We start from the raw sequence: 20,862 nt of genomic DNA on the forward strand, positions 1-20,862 counted from the left end.
ACTAACAGCCTATTCGAAGGAAAAAGTTTTGTGCGAGTCTTTTGAATAAGTGTCGAACGTTGCGCTTCCCTAGGAAATAGGGAGACCTCCTACCCTAGGCACCAATTACGGAAATCTCCAATAAGATAGGATGAACCGAATATAAGGAGATTTTTCATATGTGGAATGAAAAAGAAGCAAGAAGCTTGTTTATGCGGTTTTTGCCGAATCAGGCTAGGATATTGGCCATTCAGATGGCGGACCTGGATGGAGATACTGCCCTGGAAATTGTCGGAGCTTATCGGTGGAAGGACGTTAATTATCTTCTCCTCCTGAAGCTTTGCCCTCAAGGTTGGGTTCCGGCTGCTCATCTCAAGGGAGTGGGGTACCAGGTTTCTTATTTTCATGTGGCGCACGTGACGAACGAAAGAAAACCCAGTGTCGTTGTCGGATGGCAGGTGGGAGCACAATGGTCGATGCTTGCCATCTATGATTGGACCTGGGAAGGATTTAACAAACAGCTGACAGATCAGGTGAGTTTTAGCCGCTTGGAGGTTGAGGATATGGACCAAGATGGAAAGGCGGATCTTGCCTTATGGGTCCATGATACTGGTGAAGCTTATGAGGTAGAGATCTACCATTGGGACCATGGCAAACTGTATCTTTCGGAAGACGCTTATCCTTCCTATTTTAAAAAAGTTTCCTCTTACTACAAGGGATTGACTGCGCAATTTCCGGCTTATCCTTTTTATTGGTACTATCTTGCAGATGCGGAATTAAAGGCCGGTTGGCCTGAACAAGCCCTTTTATCTCTAGAAAAAGGACTACTTCTTCAACCTAGCTATCCTTCTGAAGAGCGATGGGCACTATTGAAAAAGAATATTCTTGCTCTGTCAGAAAACAGGAACACTTCGTTGCACCCGGCTTCTTATAAGTCCGTAATGGGGATGAAATGGGGGTATATAGATAATCAGGGACGCTTTGTCATCCCGCCTCGGTACGACTTTGCGGATTCATTCCAAGACAACGGCTTGGCTGTTGTGGGATGGAAAGATGGAAATGCATTAATTAACCGTGCAGGCCAGGTAGTGACCCGAGAAAAGTGGGATTATATTGGTGAATTTTCCGAGGGTCGTGCGATTGCCATCGATGAACAAGGCTTCAAGGTGATAAATGAAAGCGGGAAAATCATCACCCAGAAGCCTTATGGCTTTATTGGAAGCTACCAAGAGGGAAGGGCCGAATTTTCCAGCAGTACTCAGGGACAAACCAAATACGGATACTTAGATCTTCAGGGTCTGGAGATCATTCCGGCCGAATATGATTCAGCGGATCCCTTTAAAGATGGATATGCTGTGGTTCAAGTGAGGGAGGGGGAGTTCGCTCTCATTGATCGGGACGGAAGAAGGATACAAACCTATCCTTATGCGTATGTTGGACAGTTGGGAGATCAGCTGCTCGCCTTCAAATCAACGACAGATGGAAAATTTGGTTATATTGACCTTAAGGGTAAGGTGACGATCCCAGCAAGGTTCTCTAGTGCAGAGGCTTTTCAGGAAGAAAGAGCAGTCGTTAATACTTCCGATAACTATATGACCAACCAGTATGGACTCATTGATCGAAAAGGAAACTTTCTTATCCCACCAAAATATAACGACATCGTAAGACTTGGTGATAAGCGGGTGGCTGTCGGAAAGGCGATTGCAGAAGGAAAGCCCTACTATGGATCAAAGTATGCCATTGCGGATCTCAACGGGAAGATTCTTACGGATTTCGTTTATTATGATGTTTTGCCTTATGAAAGGGGCCTTTCATCCGTGAGTAATGGCCAGATAACCTTCTTTATTAATCGCAGCGGAAAACGTGTGAAACACTTGCCGAATGTACAGGGGGCAGGAACCTTGTCCATTGAAGGAAATCTGATAAAAGCAAACGTGAATCAAAGGACCTCATATTATGATGCCAGCGGAAGCCTGGTATGGGAACCCAACACTCTAATTCCGTTAAACCCTCCTTATCAGATTAGGGAAAAATACTACAATCCTAATAAAGACTACTATGTGTACTACCCGCAGATCGAGGGAATGAACAACCAGATAGCGCAAAAACAAGTCAATCAGAGACTAAAGGAACTATCACAAGTAAAAAATGTACCGAGCCATGTGCAGCTGGAAGCAAGCTATGCAGGTGACTTTACGGTTAAATTCTATCAAAAGGACCTGCTCGTCTTAGAGCTTACCTCATATGAGTATCCGTTTGGTGCGGCTCACGGCATGCCCTCGCAAGTGGAGGTGCATATAAACTTAGCCAACGGTAATGTCTATCAGCTAAAAGATTTGTTCAAGCCAGGAAGTTACTATGTAAGGGTACTGAGCGACATCATCGGGAAGCAAATCGAAACGAACCCCGAATATTCTTATGTGTTTGCCGATAGCTATAAAGGGATTGAGGCTAACCAACCCTTCTACGTGACAGCTGATGCTTTGTATGTTTACTTTAACCCATATGAAATTGCCCCTTACGCAGCCGGTTTTCCGACTTTCAAAATTCCATTTCATCAACTCAATGAAATAATAGATTTTGACGGGGAGTTTTGGAGATCCTTTCATTTCAGCTACTGAATAGCAGATGCTCCCTAGGGATTCGCTATCATGAGTAATTTTAAGGGTGTGAAGTATAATGGGCAAAGAAATTATCATATCGGCAGTAGGGGACTTGCTGATGAAGGCAAAGATTATCGACTCTGCAAGAGTTGCAGGGAAAAATCAATATTCCTTTGATTCGATGTTTAACAAAGTCTCCCCCTTTCTGAAATCAGCAGATTTAACTATAGGCAATCTAGAAACCACTTTTTCCGGGAGAGCCGCTATTTATGAAAGAAGAAGCCCAAGAACCGGCTTTCCTTTATTTAACTGTCCTGATGAACTTGCTCCTGCCCTTAGAAGGGCCGGTTTCAATATATTGATGACGGCAAACAATCATTGCATGGATGGAGGGGTGGAGGGACTTAAACGAACCTTGAGGGTCCTGGATTCCAATGGCCTTGCTCATACAGGAACCTTTGCGGACTTTCTGCAATCGAGGAAGTTTCTAATTAAAAATGTAAAAGGAATTCGGATCGGTTTCTTGGCTTATACCAAGGGAACCAACTCAATCCCTATACCTGCCGAAAAACCATGGTTAGTGAATCTCATCGGTTTCGCAAAGATGAAGGAGGATCTTCAGCGCTTAAGAGCCCAAGTGGACTTCATTGTTGTTTATCTGCATTTCGGAAAAGAATATCACCAAACTCCCAGCGAAGAACAGAAGCAAATCGTCGAATGGCTATTTGCCCACGGTGCCAATATAGTACTAGGAGCTCATCCGCACGTTCTCCAGCCAATGGTTTTTACGCCAAAAGGGAAGTTTGTCATTTATTCTTTAGGAAATTTTATCTCCACCATGCTTCGGAAGAACCCCTTTACCTTAAATGGAGTGATTTTTTATCTAAGATTAAGAAAAGATAACAAAGGTCAAACATCAATTACAGGCATTCATTATATCCCAACCTGGGTATATCAGAGCATGGCAAGAGGTAGAAGCCAATTTCGGATTTTGCCAATCCCGCAAACATTGAGAAATCCACATTCGAACATACCAGTTGAAGAACAACGGATGATGCGGAGAATGTGGGCTTATAATAGAAGATTATTCTCATTAAGAAGCATTAAGTGATGCCTATTTAGTCAAACACATACAATCTGAAGAAGAGGGTGTCAGCCAAATAGTTGGAAAATCTCCTACTAATCACGATAATGACTCCGTTTTGGATTGTTTTATCGATGATAAGTGGACTTTCCAACTATCCCTTTATTACTATTCTTCATTTTTAAAAGAAGTGGTTGTTTTTCTCATCAAATCGTCCGTTTGGATCAAACATTCATTTTATTATCCACAACAAAAGTGCAGAATTCAGCTCTTGTTATAAACGGAGATGAATTCAACTTTACTAGGCTACTAGATACTTCTGAAGGATCTTTATGGGTAATGACACTTACAATTTGGATAGCCTCTTTGCGTGAAATGTAATGGGTTGGCCGGAATGTCTCATCTAGATAGCCATTCATGGTATGAGCTTCGGTAACATCTGCAATAGCTTTTTTAGCCCAATCAGGAATTGCATTCATATCTGTATAGTTTCTGATCACGGCTTCGCTGGGATTGCCAGACTGCTCCTTTGACTGGTTTAAATGACTGAGTATCATGGCAACTTCAGCCCTTGTGATCGGTGTATCGGGTTGGAATGTCAGATCGGGATACCCAATGATAACTCCTTCATTAACGAGATTTCGGATCTTCTGCTCAGCCCAGTGACCAGAGATATCAGTCAAAGCAAAATCTTTTGTATATGTATTTTTATAAAACATAATTTGTAAACCTATGATGATGCTGAAAATTATAAACATATGCCGATACATAAAACATCCACCTTTAAAACTTATAGACTAACATTTCCGTTCATAGCCATGGATTACTAGAACAAAACGTTCAACCATTTCCCCATTCTCATTAGAATATGCAACCGATTCCAACTCTACCTGCTCAATTTTCAATTCCATTTCTCCTAGTATGTCTACTACACTTTTCTTCACTAGTTCATGCTTTTTCAACAGACATTCTTCCTTTCCAGATAATTAAGAATGATTTTGCATGATAGGGCACGGCTCTTAAACCCACTAAGTAGAACAGGGGATATCCGCTGAATTTGTACAGGAATTTCCATACGATCATTATACTTGAATTCGCCGTTTATTTTATCAGGTAATAAGTACCAATTTAAGTTTTGCAACTGCCCTATTCGAGCATCTAACCCTTGAAGCTATTGGTATGACGTATCTTCATTCAGGAAGCAGCTAAAAGTCCTAACCACTATTTACCAAAAGGAAAATGAAAGAAATACGATAATATGTAAATTAATAACTTGCACTTGAAACATATTTTCAATCAAAAGAGTACAAAGGGGGTTATAAAACGATGGACAAACGTACCGCTTGGGTTTCTTGGATTCTAATCTTAGTCATTTCCCTTGGATTAGGGGGAATAAACTATGGACAAGCCGAACGGATTAACGTTCTCCAGCGAGAATCGAATAAGAAAGATTTTCAAATCCGAACATTAGACGTCCGAATGGCACAAAATCAAAAAACGATGGAAAAACAAAAACAGGAAATAGATAAACTCCAGCAAAAAATCAATGAGCAACAGAAGGCGATTGAAGAGGTTCAAAAAGATGTAAATTTTTAAGGAGCCGATCGGGAAAAAACTCTAGTCATAACCAGAATCAAATCGTCTCTCGATCGGCGCGGTCAGGCCCATGGATGAATTTTACCGCAACATGGTATACTCCAGCGGGCGGAGTCGGGGATGGCCTCACGACTCGTAGCGGACTTCGAGTATCGGAGGATCTCATTGCTGTCGATCCTTCTGTCATCCCACTTGGCAGCAGGGTTGAAATTCAATATCGTGACGGGCGCATAGAACGTAAAATAGCTGCAGATACAGGCGGTGCTATTCGCGGAAATAAGGTGGATATTTTCACTTGGGATGAAACGAATGCTATACAAAACGGGCGGCAAGCTATTAAATTGCGGATTGTGGGTTATGTGAAAATCGGATAGGGTAAGCAACATGTTTCCTATGACAATTTTGTTAAAACTTGCGGGAAGAGATCAAGCGGAAGGTTTAGTATGGTACAATGGGTAGAGACTTTTTTTACTATCGTCTGGATTCAACGTCAAGACTGAGAGTTGGAGGAGATACAAGTGAAGAAACTTTTACCCATATCGCTTGGATTGATCCTGTTAGTGACTGGATGCGGTTCTTCGGAGGAGGCGAATCCTCCAACTGGGAATGGACAAGCGCCAGCTCATGTGATGAAATATGAATTAGGAAGTAATGATTGGTCTGCATTAGAGGTGTTTGCGCCTAAAGATAAAGTGAAGGAAGCCTATCAGTTTGCTGTCGACCATCCAGAAGTGCTGGATTACATGCCATGTTATTGCGGTTGCTTTGAAGAGGATGGACATGCCAACAATACCCAATGCTTTGTAGACAAAGTGGAAGACAACGTAGCGGTTTTGGATAACATGGGCCTTGGCTGAGGCATCTGCGTAGACATCGCCCGTGAGGCGAAACAGGAATTTGTAAAAGGAACGGATTTGAAAACCATTCGCAATATGATCGATCAGAAATACGGGGGGAATGGAGTAGAGTCGACACCTACTCCACTGCCCGAAGCTTAAATGGCAATGAAAATCAAAAAAGTCGAACTTTTTCCTAGAAAGCAGGGATGGTTCGACTTTTTTCGTCTATATTCTATATTTTTGGATTAATCTTTTTGTTAATATAAGAGACAGATAATCCTTTGCTCTTATAGAGGCGGTGATCATAATGCAAAATAAAATACTCCTTATTGAGGATGACGCTGATATTTCTGGATGAGGGAGATGGTTCAGCTATGTGTTTACACTTTTTTCAAACACTTTATTATCATTATTGATAATGATAATAAAGTGGAGTATAATGGTTTTAAAGAAAAAGCCTGAAAGGAGGGCCCCGGTGAAAAAGAAAATAGATATCATCCTTCATCCTATACGGATGAAAGTGATCCAGGCACTAGGTGGCGGGAAGAAGCTTAGCATTCAGCAAATTGCTGCCCTTCTTCCCAACATTCCTCAAGCAACCCTTTATCGGCATGTCAATAAATTAATTGAGCATAACATCCTTCAGGTAGTGCAAGAGAATCAGGTTCGCGGAACAGTGGAGAGGATTTTGGCGATCAATGAAGGGGAGATGAATCAGCATGATTTGGCTCATCTATCACCAGAAGATCATATTGAATTATTTACCGCCTTCATGACGAATCTCTTGGGTGAGTTTAGCCAGTACGCAAAGCACCCACAATTTGACCCGCTCCGTGATGGCGTCATGTATCGCCAAGCAATGGTCCATTTGAGTGATGAGGAATGGGCAGAGTTTATTAAGAGTCTATCTGAGGTCATGCAAAGCGCTCTACAAAAAGAGCCGAGAGAAGACAGGAAGACACGAACAATCTCAACCATTATTATACCGCAAAAGAAAACCAATTAAAGGGGGATTAATTTGACGCCATTTATGGAAGATGAAGTGAAAATTACAAGTGAGGTAGAAATTTATGGGACAATCGCGGTTCCCAAAGATGTGGAAGGAAAAGTTCCTGCTGTGATCATTGTAGCTGGCAGTGGACCTATCGACAGGGATGGTACAATAGGAAAGGGAAAGCTGAGGACCAATCTATACAAAGATTTGGCTTATTTTTTGACTGAAAAAGGCTTCATTACCTTTCGCTTTGATAAACGGGGTACGGGTAAAAGTGGCGGAGAATGGCTGAAAACAGGGATGTGGGACTTGGTTCGGGATATTGAGCAAGTGTATCAATACCTAAAGGAACATCCTCAAGTGGATGAATCGAAGATCATACTGGCAGGTCATAGTGAAGGAACCGTACTAGTCACAGCCGTTGCTGAAAGGCAAAAAGAGATAGCTGGCCTTATGTTATTAAGCGGTGGAGTAGATAATTTGGATGAGGCTTTAGTCCACCAAAGGAAATTTTCCTACGAAGAATTACGGAGCAAAAAAGGGATTTCAGGTTGGTTTTTTCGCAAAACGATCAATAGTGAAAAACAAGAAGCGAAAATACGCAGGCAAATGAAGCCTATGTTAGAATCAAAGAAAGACGTAGTGAAGGCCCAACTGTTTTTCAAACAACCAGCTAAATGGTTTCGGGAGCATTTTTCCTACAACACGAGAGAGGCATTAAAAAACATATCCTGCCCGGTATTTGCCATCCATGGGGAAAAAGATCCATTAGTGGAAAACGAAGTATTAAAGGAATTGCCAAGCCTTGTGCAAGGTCCCTCAGAATGCCACATTATTCCGAACATGGAACATGCCTTGAAAGAACAAGTGGAACCGAAAACCATCTTAAATTATAAGAAAGTGATAAAGGATAACCTTGGTAAACCTATTCATCCTGTAGCTCAAGAAAAGATGATCAATTGGCTGAAAAGGTTTTTATAAGAAAATGGACAGGAGGATTACTCATGCCTTACGTATTAAAAAATAAATCAAATGCCCAAATTTTCACCGCGTTGCTGCCCAACGCATACGGTCTATCTTATTACGGACCTCTCTCTTGGAATGATAGAGCTTCGGCTGAAGAAAATTACAAATTCATCCTGCAGCAAATGGAGGTACCACTGGAAGAGGCGGACAGATGGGAATTGCTGGAGGTCTCTGAAAGCCAATTGAGATTATGCAATGTCAAGCTGAATAATAATCCGCGAAAAAATCTTTACGTGGATGATGAAGGAAAATTTATCGTAGAGTAACAGAGGAGCCGACCATGCGGCTTCTTTTTTTAGAACGGTATGATTGTGGTTCACTCACTATAGCGAATTTCTAATAGACGATGAGGGTTCATATCTGATATGATGTTTTCTAGGATAAATGTTGAATAAAATAGGTGTCCAGTAAGAAGTGCTTACGGACTTAATAGGGAAGATCGGTGTGAATCCGACGCGGTCCCGCCACTGTAATTGGTAGCAAGCCTACGTAATACCACTGTTTTCTGAAATGGGAAGTGTAGGGGGAGCAATGACCAAGAGCCAGGAGAACTGCCTATTTTACAAGATGCAGACCTACGAGGATTGGGATGTGATCATAGATTGAACTATATCAGTCTGTTTTCATTTAACTTTGGTAAAGTGCTTCCTTTTGTAGGAAGTGCTTTTTTTGTGCATGGCGGGAAACAGCAGGCAGAAGAGGAGGATAAACATGAAGCCATTATATAAGGGAATACAGTCGACCTTGCTTGTTATGGGTTTAGGTGGGATGATAGCAGGTTGTCAGCAGGGGCAGCCGCCTCAAGAAGTATCAGCTCCTGCTCCTGCCGCAGAAGAGTCTCCCCAGATAACCACTGAAATCGAGGAACCTATGGTTGAAAAGGAACCTACTACACCTAAAGAAGAGTCGCAGGTTCTCATGCAAGAAGAAAAAAAATCTCCGCCGATTGAATCGAAGCCAAAGGCAGAGGCCGTTGCTCCAACGGATAAACCCGTAAAAACAGCCCCTTCCAATCAGCCAGCACCCGTAGAAGCCCCACCTGCTTCCCCTCCGCAACCAACCGTGAAAACTGAAACGGCTAGCGTACCGGCGAAGCAGGAGAGCGTGACGCTTTCGATTATAGGGGATGAACAAACGGGAACGATCCTGAATGCTTCGGAGGTTGGAATAGAAGAGGGGGATACCGTTCTCGATATTCTAAAAAAAGCAACCAAAGAAAAGAAAATTCAATTGGAATACAGAGGCACGGGGAGTTTAGCGTATGTGGAAGGAATTAATAATCTCTACGAATTTGACCATGGACCGAAAAGCGGATGGATGTACCGTGTAAACGGGGTATTCGGAAAAAGCAGCGCAGGGCATATTGCTATCAAGCCGAATGACCAGATCGAATGGGTTTATACTTTAGATTTGGGAAAAGATCTAAAGTAATCCGATGTATAAGGGTTTTCACCGTTTTCATCCTGTAACCTGTATGGTTTACTATATCGGCTTATTTATATTATGTATGCTGCTGCTGCATCCGCTGTTTTTAACGGCCGCCTTAGCCGTCATTATTCTTTTGAATGTCGTGCAAGACAAGGGAAGGCAATTGCGTTCCAATGCCTGGATGTATGCGATATTAGCTTTTTCTATCTTCCTATTAAATCCATTGTTCACCCGCCGCGGCAAAGAAATTTTGTTTTACATATGGGATCAGCCTGTGACTCTTGAGGCCATTATGTATGGCTGGATTATGGCCTTATCCATGCTTTGCGTTTTATGCGGATTTGTCTCTTTTAATCTCATTATTACTTCTGGAAAGTTCTTGTATCTTTTTGCCCGCTTCATTCCGAAAACAGCTTTAGTCACCATGTTATCTGTTCGATTTGTTCCACTGCTAAAACGAAGATTATCCGATATCACAACTGTACAGCAATCGAAAGGAATCGACATTTCTTCCGGCCCTCTTTGGAAACGGGCAAGGGATGGAATGGTGATTTTGCAGACGCTGTTGACTTGGTCACTGGAGGAAGCTTTGCAAACCGCAGACTCGATGCAATCACGAGGGTATGGGCTGGTTAGTGAAAGATCATCCTACCAGCGCTTTTTCATGAAACGGGCAGATTATGTCGTGCTATTTTTCCTAGCACTTGGTTTTTCTATCTGCGCATGGGGTTCGTTTCAAGGATTTGGCAAGCTGCAAATCTATCCTACACTGGAGTCTTTGACACTGGTTCCCTTTGAAAGGTGGATGCTATTTAGCTTTATTGTCTATATAGGGATCCCAGTCTTTATTGAAGGAAGAGAAGAATGGAGATGGGGTACATGATTAAAATTAAAAATCTGCATTTTCAATACCCGGCTAAATCATCGATGGCCCTTTCCGGGATTAATCTCCAAGTAGAAGAAGGAGAATTCGTTGTGATTTGCGGTCCCTCTGGATGCGGGAAGTCAACCCTTTTGAGATTGCTCAAGCATGAAACCCAGCCATTTGGAAAAATGGAAGGAGAGATCTACTATAATCAAATATTGCTGCAGGATCTCGATCCGCTGGAAGCGGTGAGACATATGGCCATGGTCTGGCAGGATCCAGAGAATCAAATTGTGATGGAGCAGGTACAGGAAGAACTTATTTTTGCGTTAGAAAATATAGGATATTCTACTGACATAATGCGCAAGCGTCTAGCTGAAATGGTTCAATTTTTTGGACTCGAGACCTGGCTATCCCGAAAAACAATGGAACTGTCGGGGGGACAAAAACAAATCATTAACCTGGCATCCGTCCTCCTCCTACAGCCTAAAGTATTATTGCTGGATGAACCGACAGCTCAACTTGATCCCGTATCAGGAAAGGAATTCATCCAGGTTTTAAAAAGGATCAACGAAGAATTCGGCATGACCATCGTCCTGGTCGAACATCGTCTCGAAGACGTCTTTTCCGTTGCGGATCGCGTGATTATGATGGAGGAGGGTTCGATTCGATATGTGGGAACCCCGCAGGATGTGACGGAAAAAATTTGGAGATCAAAAGATCATCACTTTCTTTCCTATATTCCTTCTATTACCCGCGTGTATTTGCAAATGGAAAATACCCCCCAGGCAATCGAAATCCCATTCAGTGTCAAGGACGGCCGGAAGTGGTTGGCCAAAAAAAGAATAAAACGGGTAGAGGAAAGTCAAAAGCCTCAACAACAAGAGAGACAAAGTGTTCTTCAAGTCCGCGATCTTGACTTTCGTTATGTTAAGGACAGCCCATCGATTCTGAATGGACTTGATCTTGATGTATATAAAAGTGATTTTTTAGCGATCGTCGGTGGCAATGGCTCAGGAAAGTCGACGCTGCTGCAGATCATGGGCGGTTTATTGAAGCCGCAAAGCGGTAAGGTTCTCTTGGGCGGGATAAAAATGGGCAAGCTGAACAAACAGGAACTTTATCGGAGAGTAGCGTATTTGCCTCAAAATCCTCTAACCTATTTTACATATGATACCGTGGAGCAAGAATTGGAGTATGCCGCAAACCGATTTTCTAGTCATGCCTTGCTGGAAACGATGATACAAGACCTTGGAATAGAGTCCTTATTACAAAATCACCCCCATGACTGCAGCGGGGGAGAACGGCAAAAGGTCTCTCTGGCCTGCCTGTTATTAGGACAGCCTGAAATCATTTTATTAGATGAGCCAACCAAAGGAATGGATCCTGTCTCGCAGCAGGCTTTTGCCAAGTTGCTTGGTGAGCTTCATCATCAAGGCTTAATCATAGTCATGGTCACTCATCACATTGAATTTGCGGCAAGGTATGCGAACCGATGTGCAATGCTGTTTGATGGAATAATGACGGCCGAAGGGGACCCTTCGTCCTTCTTTTCCGGTAACTTTTTTTATACCACCCATCTTAACCGCATGAGCAGAGATTGGTTTCCAACTGCTTTAACCGAGGAGGAGGTAATCAAGCGATGGCCCGTGCCAAACTTGTCCTCTTTTCCGTCATAGCCTTTGGCCTTCTGCTGATCGGATTGGGGTCATTCTATTACGAGGATCACTATCTATTAATCAGTCTTATCTTTGTCATACTAACTTTACTGCCGTTTTTCTTGCGATACGAGATGCGAAACATAGCAGGAAGGGAATTGGTTCTTGTAGCCATTTTAGCTGCGATTGCGGCCGTTAGCCGAATTCCCTTTGCCCCGATACCAAGCGTACAGCCGACTTCTTTTGTGATTATGATGGCTGGCTATGTTTTCGGGGCAGAAACTGGTTTTATGGTAGGCGCGATTGCCGCTCTGGTATCGAATATGTTTCTTGGCCAGGGTCCATGGACACCATGGCAAATGTTTGCGTGGGGGATGATTGGGTTCAGCACAGGCTTGCTGAGAAACACTTGGTGGATGGCAACCAAAGCGGGAAAACTCATATTTGGATTTCTTTGGGGATTCTTATTTGGATGGATCATGAATCTGACATTTATCTTTACATTTATCGATGATTTTTCATGGACCGCCTTTTTTACAGCATATATGGGAAGTATAATATTTGATACCATGCATGCGCTGTCCAATGTTGTCTTCCTTCTGATTTTCGGCACAGCATGGATTAAAACGCTTGAACGGTTTAAGCGCAAATATGGAATGCTGCATTGACATCAAAAGTCTGCTCTCTAGCAGACTTTTTCCTTTTAAGTAGACTAGCAAACAATCCGTTTAATTTCAGGGAACATAATATATTACTAGATTAAGTTTTGCTCACGGATAACAGAAGAAGGAGGTATCCACTTGAAACCTTTACCGCTAAAGAAGATTGTTAAGCAAATCAAGGGAAAGATTGTAAAAGGTAGAAGTGATCTCGTAATTGAGCATGCTGCGCATCGTCAGGTGCCTTTTAAGAAAAATACCTTGTTTTTTCAGCGAAGAGGAAGAAGCGATTGGAGATTTGATGTGGGGATGCAGCCAGCGGTAATTGTTACGGATGATCCGGCTTACTATGTAAAAAAGACGGGATCCCATGTAACTGTTGTGGCTGTGAAAAATATAGATAAGGCGTATATGAGATTTATCCAATACTATCGAAGCTTATTTTCCCTTCCGGTGATTGGTGTAACTGGCACATGCGGCAAAACGACGACAACGGAAATGATAAGGCAGATGTTGGCAGCCAAGCTCAATGTACAGGCTACCGATGATGGAGAAAATAGCCTTGGTATGAATTTAAGGTATTTGACGGAAATCGACGACCGGACAGAAGCAGCTGTTTTTGAGCTAGGAACAAATGCTCCAGGCATCATACGAAGAAGTTGCAAATATTTCCAACCGCAAGTAGGAGTCATCCTAAATATTGGTGTTTATCATTTACAGTATTGCAAGACCTTAGAAACCTACATCAAAGCCAAAGCTGAGCTAGTGGAAGGATTAAAGCCAGGCGGAACACTGATCCTAAATGCAGATGATGAGAATATCAAGAAAATTGATTTGAGTTCTTTCAAAGGTAGGATCATTTATATAGGTATGAGTCCCAAATGCCATTTTAGAGCGGAAGGGCTGAAGGAGGCAACAAAGGGAATTTCATTCAACCTGTACTACAACGAAAAGCGGTATTCTGTCACGGTTCCAGGGTATGGTAAACATAATGTGTACAATGCCATGGCTGCTCTGGCTGCATGCCATGCTATTGGGATGGATCTCAAGGAATCCATCCGATCGCTCTCATCCTATCAACAGATGCGCATGCACATGGAATTTAAAAAAGGCCGGAATGGCACCACCATCATTGACGATACATGGAATTGCACCCCACCCTCGATGAAAGCAGCTCTCAATGTTCTGAAAGAACAGTCGAAAGGGCGAAAAATGGTAGCCGTACTGGGGCATATGCCACAGTTGGGGGAACAAGGAATGTCTCAATATGGGGAAATGGGCAAGCTTGCCAAGAAAATGAAAGTGGAAAGCCTGATAATAGTTGAGGAAAGAGCAACACCCATTGGAATTAGCGCCATCAAGGCTGGCATGGATCCCCGCCGCGTCCACTTCTGCCGAACAGCCCAAGATGTTTATCAAGCCCTGCTTCCCCATTTGAATAAAAAAACAATTATCCTCCTTAAATTCCCTTACTACTATTCTTTATCAGTTCAACCACCCTATCGAAAGTTAATGAAAAAGCTCTTCAATCCCTAAGCGAGCTTCTAATTATTCCGCAAAAGCACCATTAATGCCGCCTTTCTTTGGGTTACGTCTTCGCTTTTTCTCGGATGACTGGGACGTATTCTTCTTTTTCTTTTCGGGATCGTCCCTTTTTAGGATCTTTGTGATTCCCATGCCTGCACTAAAGAGCATAGCAAACCAAGTTGGACGGCTAAAATCGGGTTTATCTTCGTCCTTTCCTAATTTGATTTTTCCATAGCGGCTAAATATAAGGAAGAGGGCGAAGAACAGAAAGAACGTGGCAGAGAGCTGATAAAACCATCCAAACTGAACCAAGAAAAATGATTGCCAAACATTCATCACTCTCTTTAAATTTTCTGGGCTTAAGGCTCCCCATAAAACAAAAACAATGGATATGACAAGGGAAACTCAAAAGACGGCAGACACTTTTTTCACGCTTGATAGCACTCTCCTTTTTACTGACGAAATACTATACACAGGCTTTAACAGTTTTTTCAACTGGAACCCAAAATATGTACTGTATAATAATCGCGTGAAACCATCCTCGGCTATAGTCCGTAATAAAAGTTAAACGAATCCTATGGAAGAGAATGCTATGAAAGAGAATGCTATGAAAAGAATGAAAATCACGAGACGAAAGCTATTGACTAAAGGAATGAAGATAGTAATGGGTCTATTGGGAATGCTGTCAATCCCATCGACTTATACGGTGTGGGGGGAGAGATTCTGGTTTAAAGTGAATGAATTAACTCTTTTCTTTCCAGATTTACCGGATGCCTTTGAAGGGACTAGGATTGTTCAGTTCAGTGACCTGCATATCGATCACTTTTTTGACTCTGCGCCATTGAAAGATTTGATGGCACTTATTCAACAGCAAGATCCGGACCTGATTTGCTTTACCGGGGATCTGATGGATGAAGATGGAAGTACATTAGCGGCAAGCGTTCCTCCTTTAACTGGTTTGCATGCTCCGTTAGGAAAGTGGGCGGTTCTCGGTAACCATGATTATCGAAGTGATGTCCTCGATGTCAAGGAAGCTTTGGATCGCTCAGGATTTCAGCTCCTTCTTAACCAGAGTCATGTGTTCGAGAAAAAGGGTCAAAAGCTAGCCTTAACAGGGGTGGATGACGCCCTTATCGGTCGACCAAATCTTGCGGCTGCACTGGAGGCCATTGATCCTGGAACGTTTACCATTCTTTTGTCTCACATCCCCGACTATTCCTTGGTCACGAGGGAGTTTCCCATCCACCTGCAATTATCTGGACACAGCCATGGAGGCCAGGTTCGGTTGCCGTGGATCGGACCTATTCTGACTCCCAATGGGGCCAAACATTTTGTAGATGGTCATTATCACGTTCCAAAATCCTCTCTGCAGCTGTATGTCAATCGGGGAGTAGGGACAACGGTGCTGCCTATTAGATTTCTCTGCAGACCTGAGGTGACGGTGATTGTATTGAAAAGGGGGATTAATAAAGATAGCATGTTAATACTAGCGAAATAGTTTATTATTGGAGGGACGTAGACTTATGTCATCTTTAGCAGATCAGGTAGTAATCATTACAGGTGCAAGCAGCGGGATTGGAGAGGCCACTGCTTATGAGCTTGCCCTGAACGGTGCAAAAGTCGTACTTGCGGCACGCAGGGAAGATCGATTGCAGCAATTGAAAGAAAAGATTGAACAAGCTGGAGGAACAGCTGTTATTAAAATCACCGATGTCACTTCCAGAAAACAGATGGAAGATTTGGCTAATTATGCAATAGAACAATTCGGTAAAATCGATGTTCTTCTAAATAACGCAGGTGTGATGCCTCTCTCATTTATGAATAAATTGAAAGTCGATGAATGGGATCAAATGATCGACGTGAATATAAAAGGCGTACTTTATGGAATCGCTGCGGTTTTACCTCATATGGAGGAGAGAAAGCAAGGGCATATTATTAATATATCTTCTGTTGCGGGCCACGAGGTACATATTGGAGGTGCAGTCTATTCTGGAACCAAATATGCTGTTCGCGCCATCACGGAAGGCCTTCGCAAAGAGCAAGCCCATAACAATATCCGAACAACCATCATCTCCCCAGGGGCTGTTACTACCGAATTAACCGAAACCATTAGCGACATGAAGATTAAAGAATTATTGAAAAAAAGGTTCGCAGATACCCAATCCCTTGAGGGAAAGGATATTGCGGCTGCCATCCGTTACGCCATTGAACAACCGTCTCATGTAGCCGTAAATGAGATTCTTGTTCGCCCAACACAGCAAAGATAAAAATCAAGAGGGAATGCAGCGATGGTGCCGGCATTCCCTTTTGTTTCTACATTTATTACGTTAATTTTGCGATGGTAAAATCTTGTCTGCTTTTACAAGTAGGACAGCTAATTCAGCTCGAGTAATCGGATAATGGGGCCTAAATGTTTGGTCAGGATAACCGTTGATTATTCCGTTTTTCACGGCGATATTTACATAACCAATGGAACCAGCGGGAATTTGGCGGACATCCTTAAAGTTCGGAGCGTTTGTCATTTGTCCATAAGCTTCCGCTTGTAACTTCATCGATCTCACAAGCAGGTTGGTTACCCATATCCGGGTTGCCGGCTTATCTGGTTGCAGGATGTCAACAGATGAATCGAATAGTCCTTGCTGAAGGGCTGCAACGATATAACCTTTTGCCCACTTGTATTGTTGTTCTATGACATTGGCATCTTTAAAATATAGCTTCTTATCCACACTCAACTTAGCCTCTTCGTCTAATCCCATAAAACGCGTGACCAAAACAATCGCTTCCGCTCTTCGAATGAATTGGTCAGGACGAAAGCTCCCATCCTCATAACCCTGTAAAATGTTTTTCGAACTCAAAGCATCTATGTATTCCTTTGCCCATTTCGCCTTGTGCAGATCGCTAAAATCGTGAGGTTCCGACTCACCTGGAACGGAAGTCGCTATAATGTAGCGAACTTCTTTTGAAGAGTTAAGCACAACCTTGATCTGATCAGAAAACTGCAGTTTATCAAGCTGCGTTTTCTGGTCGTTGCGATAAACAATGGTACTTTCATTAAGCGTGAATTCCCACTTATCCTTTCCATCAAAGATTGCGATTCGATTATGTTCTTTGTCTATATATACGGGGTTCCCCGACACATTGGAATCAGGAACTGGTCGGGTACCGGGATTTACTTGTGAAGCTATCGGGTCATCGTTTTCCTGATTCAAGAATTTTTTGCGTACATCATCTGCAAAAGAAATAAAGGAAAAAGATAGAATGCAAGCAAATATGATTCCAATAAAAATATAACTTATTTTTCTGTACATTAAAACAATCCCCCTATAGTACCTTAATAGCCTATTTTATATTCGGATCATTCTTCTTTTTTATGGGGGGGAGAAAAGGGATATTCTTTTCGAATTCTTGAAATGAAACTATTTCGATTTTAGAACGTATGTAGAGGAGAGTGATATCAGGGAGGGAAAATTTATGTTAAAAAAGCTAATTGCTAAGCTATTGGGAATCAACACAAAACCCCATCACTATCGAAAGTACAGCAGCAGTGATTATTCTTACAAAAATCATCACTACTCCAAGGGCCATAAATCCTATGGCTATAAGCATTACAAGAAAAAGTATTCTAGCCGCAGCTTTTTTAGCAGTTAAACCGTGTTGGCTTATTTACGGCAATGGTTGACGGAAATCCGCTCAGCCTTAGTTGATCGTCCTCTAACACAGGGAACGGTGTTAAAGGAACGGTATCAAGTAATAAAGCTATTAGGCATGGGTAGCTATGGAATGAGCTACCTATGTTTGGATCTCCAGCTAGGAACCGACTGTGTAGTCAAGCAGGTGAAGCCAAGCTTAAGAAAAAGTGAAAAAGGTCTGCAAAGCTATGAATACGAAACCGATATTTTAAATAGGTTACGCCATCCGGCTATTCCTGCTTTTTACGAACGATTCACGCACCTTGATCATTTATTTTATGCTATGGAATATATACCGGGCGGGAATCTAGAAGATCTGATATTTGAAGATCAAAGAAAGTTTACGGAACGTGAAGCGGTTGAACTTCTCTTGCAACTGGTGGAGATCACCGCATATCTCCATGAACATCAGCTTATTCACAGAGATATACGCATTCCCAACTTAATTCTTTATCATGGGCAATTGAAGCTGATCGACTTCGGTCTTGCCCGCTCCCTTCAAGCTCCGGAAGAGAACATTGCTGATCATATGATCGAAAAACAACTAAGGCGCCAGATCGATGTAAAAAGCGATTTTTATGCTATGGGACATGTTCTTCTCTTCCTGCTTTATAGCAACTACACTGCCGAAGATGAGAAGGAGAGAAGTTGGGAGGAAGAGCTCGATCTTTTTCCTATAACTAAAAGTATTCTCTGCAAATTACTTCAAATCGATTTGCCCTATCAAGAGATTCAAGAACTAAAATCAGACTTGAAGCATTTACTTACCTACCTATAAACGAGCTTAAACCCCCTTCCCAATTCGGTCAGGGGGTTTAACGTTATATCAGCTTCACACCACTCATCAATAATAGGATTCCTAGCGCCATTCGTATGGGTTTATTCGGTATTTTCTTGCACACAATACTCCCCATAATGACACCTGGAATCGAACCGACAATAAGATTGAACACCAGACCGTAATCCACATTCCCCATCGATAAGTGAAAAAAGCTTGCAATGGTTACTAAGATGAAAGCGTGAGCGATATCCGTACCTACTAGCTCGGATGAAGAAATTTTGTAGAAATACAAAAGGATGATCGCAAAAAGAGAGCCAGAGCCAATGGAAGTAAGGCCGACAGTAAATCCCAAGAGCATGGAAATGCCAACAATGACATAAGGATTTGGTTCCTTGTTTGGAAGGAAGGAGGCTAATTTTTTCTCGAAAAGCTGATGAAGCAGCGTAATCAGCGACACCACGATCAGCATCAGGCCAAGAGCATGTTTAACAAGGGATTGATAATCCAGGGAAGCAATTTGAAAATACTGCAAGAGGAGGACGGCTAGCAGAGCCCCCGGAATACTTCCTAGACAAAACCTCTTCACTAGCTTCAAATTGACTGTTTTTTGTTTCCAATGCTGAATTGCTCCAAAAAATTTTGTAATGGCATTGTAAACCAGGTCCGTCCCAACCGCTGTTATGGGGTGCACGCCAAACAGCATGAGGATAGGAGTCAATAAGGATGCGCCACCGACTCCCGTCAAACCCACTAAAAATCCTACACATAAGCCCATCATCAAAATTCCCAGACTCATTGTCTTTGTCTCACCACCGATAAATTAAAAATCCGTCAAACGCCCTTAGGTTTATTAAAGTGTATGTATATTGCCCTAGATATGTTTTCGACGAGTAGCCCAAAATTTTTTTATTACTAGCAAAATCCTCCTGTATATGCAATACCTTCATCCATGTCCACTATTTGAGGGTACAACTCCCCTTCCAGAAGATGTTATGTTTATAGCAAGGTTACCAATTCAACTAGATTACACCTAATACAACTAAGAGAGGATAAAAAGTATGAGAAAGCTAAAATTACTAAATCTTGCTTTAGCAGGAACGTTTATTCTAAGTGGTGTCTTAGGTTTTGGCACGCAAACCTCCGCATCTGTGCTTGGGAAGGAAGTTGCCGATCGGGCTCAGGATTTTATCGGGTATAAAATAACAGATTTTCAATCCGCGAATTTTGTTTCTTATGTTTTTGATAAAGAAGGCGTCAATGTACCTGATAGTTTAAAAGAATTAAGCCAAACGGGCGATCTGATCTTAAATAAAAACCAGCTAAAAGAAGGCGATGTTCTTTTCTTTGGCACAAGTGCTTCCAATTTGATTGCTACTGGAATCTATGTTGGCAATGGGGAATTTATCATCGCTTATAAACCATACGAGCGGATTAAGAGAATCAATTTAAGTACCGATCCGGTGGCAAAAAAATACTTCCTCGGGGCAAAGAGAATCGAATTATCCCAGCAGCAAGGCAGTAATAGTAAGAAAACAGGTTGGGAAGGCAAAGCTGATCAGGTCGTTGCAAAAGGGATGAAATATCTAGGCGTAAAGTACAAGCTAGGGGCAGATTATCATAAAGACGGTACGATGAAATTTGACTGCAGCTCCTTTACCCAGATTATCTTTAAAGAGGCGATTGGCTTCAACTTGCAGCGTTCCTCCCGAGCGCAATTTATGGAGGATGGGAGCAAGCCGTTAACTAGGAGTGAGTTGCGTAAAGGAGATCTAGTCTTTTTTGCCACAGAACATAACTACAAAAAATACAAAAAGGGCGATTATCGGCGGAACGGTCACGTAGGAATCGTGAAGAAAGTTCATTCGGATGGAACGATAGAAGTCTTACATAGTTTTCCGGGTAAAGGTGTAATCGTTGAGAAAATGGATACAAAAGATAAGGGTTATTTATCCAAGGCCTTCCTTTATGGGAAACGAATCATTGCTGATAATGGGTTTGAAGCGAAAGATGTGGACATGCCTAAAAAGGGTTTAAAAGAAGGCAAATAATAAACAAGTGTGATTTTTTACACATCATCCATTCCGATTGGTTGATAAGATAGAGGAAATTATAGGTTTTACTTAAGGGGGAGTAT

The 20,862-nt window shown here is 42.2% G+C and carries 24 protein-coding genes and 1 riboswitch; of the genes, 19 read left to right on the top strand and 5 right to left on the bottom strand.

Annotated elements, in window-relative coordinates; all coding sequences use genetic code 11:
- Window positions 1-158 precede the first annotated feature (158 nt).
- Both ABLT31_RS06825 and ABLT31_RS06830 read left to right on the top strand, forming a co-directional pair.
- A complete protein-coding gene (locus ABLT31_RS06825; protein WP_367749998.1) occupies window positions 159-2,600 on the top strand; it encodes a WG repeat-containing protein in 2,442 nt (813 codons plus the stop codon).
- A 58-nt stretch (window positions 2,601-2,658) separates the two neighbouring features.
- Window positions 2,659-3,693, top strand: a complete 1,035-nt coding sequence (locus ABLT31_RS06830) for a CapA family protein (RefSeq protein WP_367750000.1) — start codon at window positions 2,659-2,661, stop codon at window positions 3,691-3,693.
- A gap of 197 nt (window positions 3,694-3,890) precedes the next feature.
- On the opposite strand, the gene ABLT31_RS06835 is transcribed toward ABLT31_RS06830, so the two are convergent.
- A complete protein-coding gene (locus ABLT31_RS06835) occupies window positions 3,891-4,436 on the bottom strand; it encodes an S-layer homology domain-containing protein (protein ID WP_367750002.1) in 546 nt (181 codons plus the stop codon).
- Between the two features lie 27 nt (window positions 4,437-4,463).
- The gene (locus ABLT31_RS06840) at window positions 4,464-4,628 is read right to left on the bottom strand and encodes a hypothetical protein (protein ID WP_367750004.1); all 165 of its coding nucleotides are present in this window, start codon (window positions 4,626-4,628) and stop codon (window positions 4,464-4,466) included.
- Window positions 4,629-4,992: 364 nt separating this feature from the next.
- Here ABLT31_RS06840 and ABLT31_RS06845 point away from each other — a divergent pair, with 364 nt between their 5' ends.
- The 12 genes from ABLT31_RS06845 to ABLT31_RS06900 all read left to right on the top strand — a co-directional run bounded on the left by ABLT31_RS06845 (window position 4,993) and on the right by ABLT31_RS06900 (window position 14,267).
- Window positions 4,993-5,262, top strand: coding sequence for a hypothetical protein (locus ABLT31_RS06845; protein ID WP_367750006.1), 270 nt, complete (start codon window positions 4,993-4,995; stop codon window positions 5,260-5,262).
- A 74-nt stretch (window positions 5,263-5,336) separates the two neighbouring features.
- Window positions 5,337-5,636 carry a 3D domain-containing protein gene (locus tag ABLT31_RS06850; RefSeq protein ID WP_367750008.1) on the top strand — a complete coding sequence of 100 codons (300 nt, stop codon included), beginning with the start codon at window positions 5,337-5,339 and terminating at the stop codon, window positions 5,634-5,636.
- A 144-nt stretch (window positions 5,637-5,780) separates the two neighbouring features.
- Window positions 5,781-6,260 (top strand): PCYCGC motif-containing (lipo)protein, encoded by a 480-nt coding sequence (locus ABLT31_RS06855; RefSeq protein ID WP_462976471.1) that lies wholly within the window; start codon window positions 5,781-5,783, stop codon window positions 6,258-6,260.
- A gap of 316 nt (window positions 6,261-6,576) precedes the next feature.
- A complete protein-coding gene (locus tag ABLT31_RS06860; RefSeq protein ID WP_367750010.1) occupies window positions 6,577-7,107 on the top strand; it encodes a helix-turn-helix domain-containing protein in 531 nt (176 codons plus the stop codon).
- Window positions 7,108-7,119: 12 nt separating this feature from the next.
- Window positions 7,120-8,076 (top strand): alpha/beta hydrolase family protein, encoded by a 957-nt coding sequence (locus ABLT31_RS06865; RefSeq protein WP_367750012.1) that lies wholly within the window; start codon window positions 7,120-7,122, stop codon window positions 8,074-8,076.
- Window positions 8,077-8,099: 23 nt separating this feature from the next.
- Window positions 8,100-8,387, top strand: coding sequence for a hypothetical protein (locus ABLT31_RS06870; RefSeq protein ID WP_367750014.1), 288 nt, complete (start codon window positions 8,100-8,102; stop codon window positions 8,385-8,387).
- Window positions 8,388-8,502: 115 nt separating this feature from the next.
- Window positions 8,503-8,694, top strand: a riboswitch (cobalamin riboswitch).
- A 29-nt stretch (window positions 8,695-8,723) separates the two neighbouring features.
- On the top strand, window positions 8,724-8,849 hold the full coding sequence (locus ABLT31_RS06875; RefSeq protein WP_367750016.1) for a hypothetical protein: 126 nt from the start codon (window positions 8,724-8,726) through the stop codon (window positions 8,847-8,849).
- Complete coding sequence (locus ABLT31_RS06880; protein ID WP_367750018.1) at window positions 8,833-9,552, top strand: DUF4430 domain-containing protein; 720 nt, start codon at window positions 8,833-8,835, stop codon at window positions 9,550-9,552. The genes ABLT31_RS06875 and ABLT31_RS06880 overlap by 17 nt, the downstream gene beginning before the upstream one ends.
- A gap of 4 nt (window positions 9,553-9,556) precedes the next feature.
- Window positions 9,557-10,432: an energy-coupling factor transporter transmembrane component T gene (locus ABLT31_RS06885; protein ID WP_367750020.1), complete on the top strand. Its 876-nt coding sequence runs from the start codon at window positions 9,557-9,559 to the stop codon at window positions 10,430-10,432.
- The gene (locus ABLT31_RS06890; RefSeq protein WP_367750021.1) at window positions 10,429-12,093 is read left to right on the top strand and encodes an ABC transporter ATP-binding protein; all 1,665 of its coding nucleotides are present in this window, start codon (window positions 10,429-10,431) and stop codon (window positions 12,091-12,093) included. The genes ABLT31_RS06885 and ABLT31_RS06890 overlap by 4 nt, the downstream gene beginning before the upstream one ends.
- Window positions 12,057-12,740, top strand: coding sequence for an ECF transporter S component (locus ABLT31_RS06895; RefSeq protein ID WP_367750023.1), 684 nt, complete (start codon window positions 12,057-12,059; stop codon window positions 12,738-12,740). Before ABLT31_RS06890 ends, ABLT31_RS06895 begins: the two co-directional genes overlap by 37 nt.
- A gap of 132 nt (window positions 12,741-12,872) precedes the next feature.
- Window positions 12,873-14,267 carry a Mur ligase family protein gene (locus tag ABLT31_RS06900; protein ID WP_367750025.1) on the top strand — a complete coding sequence of 465 codons (1,395 nt, stop codon included), beginning with the start codon at window positions 12,873-12,875 and terminating at the stop codon, window positions 14,265-14,267.
- Between the two features lie 12 nt (window positions 14,268-14,279).
- On the opposite strand, the gene ABLT31_RS06905 is transcribed toward ABLT31_RS06900, so the two are convergent.
- Window positions 14,280-14,651, bottom strand: coding sequence for a BCCT family transporter (locus tag ABLT31_RS06905; protein ID WP_367750250.1), 372 nt, complete (start codon window positions 14,649-14,651; stop codon window positions 14,280-14,282).
- A gap of 214 nt (window positions 14,652-14,865) precedes the next feature.
- Between ABLT31_RS06905 and ABLT31_RS06910 the strand changes: the two genes are divergently transcribed.
- Window positions 14,866-15,756 (top strand): metallophosphoesterase, encoded by an 891-nt coding sequence (locus tag ABLT31_RS06910; protein WP_367750027.1) that lies wholly within the window; start codon window positions 14,866-14,868, stop codon window positions 15,754-15,756.
- A gap of 25 nt (window positions 15,757-15,781) precedes the next feature.
- Window positions 15,782-16,525 (top strand): SDR family oxidoreductase, encoded by a 744-nt coding sequence (locus tag ABLT31_RS06915; RefSeq protein WP_367750029.1) that lies wholly within the window; start codon window positions 15,782-15,784, stop codon window positions 16,523-16,525.
- Window positions 16,526-16,585: 60 nt separating this feature from the next.
- Here the strand turns inward: ABLT31_RS06915 and ABLT31_RS06920 are convergent, their stop codons facing one another.
- Entirely contained in the window at window positions 16,586-17,566 is a 981-nt protein-coding gene (locus tag ABLT31_RS06920; RefSeq protein ID WP_367750031.1) for an S-layer homology domain-containing protein, read from the bottom strand.
- A 163-nt stretch (window positions 17,567-17,729) separates the two neighbouring features.
- On the opposite strand from ABLT31_RS06920, the gene ABLT31_RS06925 reads away from it, so the two are divergent.
- On the top strand, window positions 17,730-17,906 hold the full coding sequence (locus ABLT31_RS06925; RefSeq protein WP_367750034.1) for a hypothetical protein: 177 nt from the start codon (window positions 17,730-17,732) through the stop codon (window positions 17,904-17,906).
- Between the two features lie 3 nt (window positions 17,907-17,909).
- Window positions 17,910-18,725 (top strand): serine/threonine protein kinase, encoded by an 816-nt coding sequence (locus ABLT31_RS06930; protein ID WP_367750036.1) that lies wholly within the window; start codon window positions 17,910-17,912, stop codon window positions 18,723-18,725.
- 43 nt (window positions 18,726-18,768) lie between these two features.
- Here the strand turns inward: ABLT31_RS06930 and ABLT31_RS06935 are convergent, their stop codons facing one another.
- Window positions 18,769-19,524: a sulfite exporter TauE/SafE family protein gene (locus ABLT31_RS06935; protein ID WP_367750038.1), complete on the bottom strand. Its 756-nt coding sequence runs from the start codon at window positions 19,522-19,524 to the stop codon at window positions 18,769-18,771.
- A gap of 262 nt (window positions 19,525-19,786) precedes the next feature.
- On the opposite strand from ABLT31_RS06935, the gene ABLT31_RS06940 reads away from it, so the two are divergent.
- Window positions 19,787-20,776: a C40 family peptidase gene (locus tag ABLT31_RS06940; RefSeq protein ID WP_367750040.1), complete on the top strand. Its 990-nt coding sequence runs from the start codon at window positions 19,787-19,789 to the stop codon at window positions 20,774-20,776.
- Window positions 20,777-20,862: the final 86 nt, after the last annotated feature.

This window comes from Ammoniphilus soli, assembly GCF_040813775.1.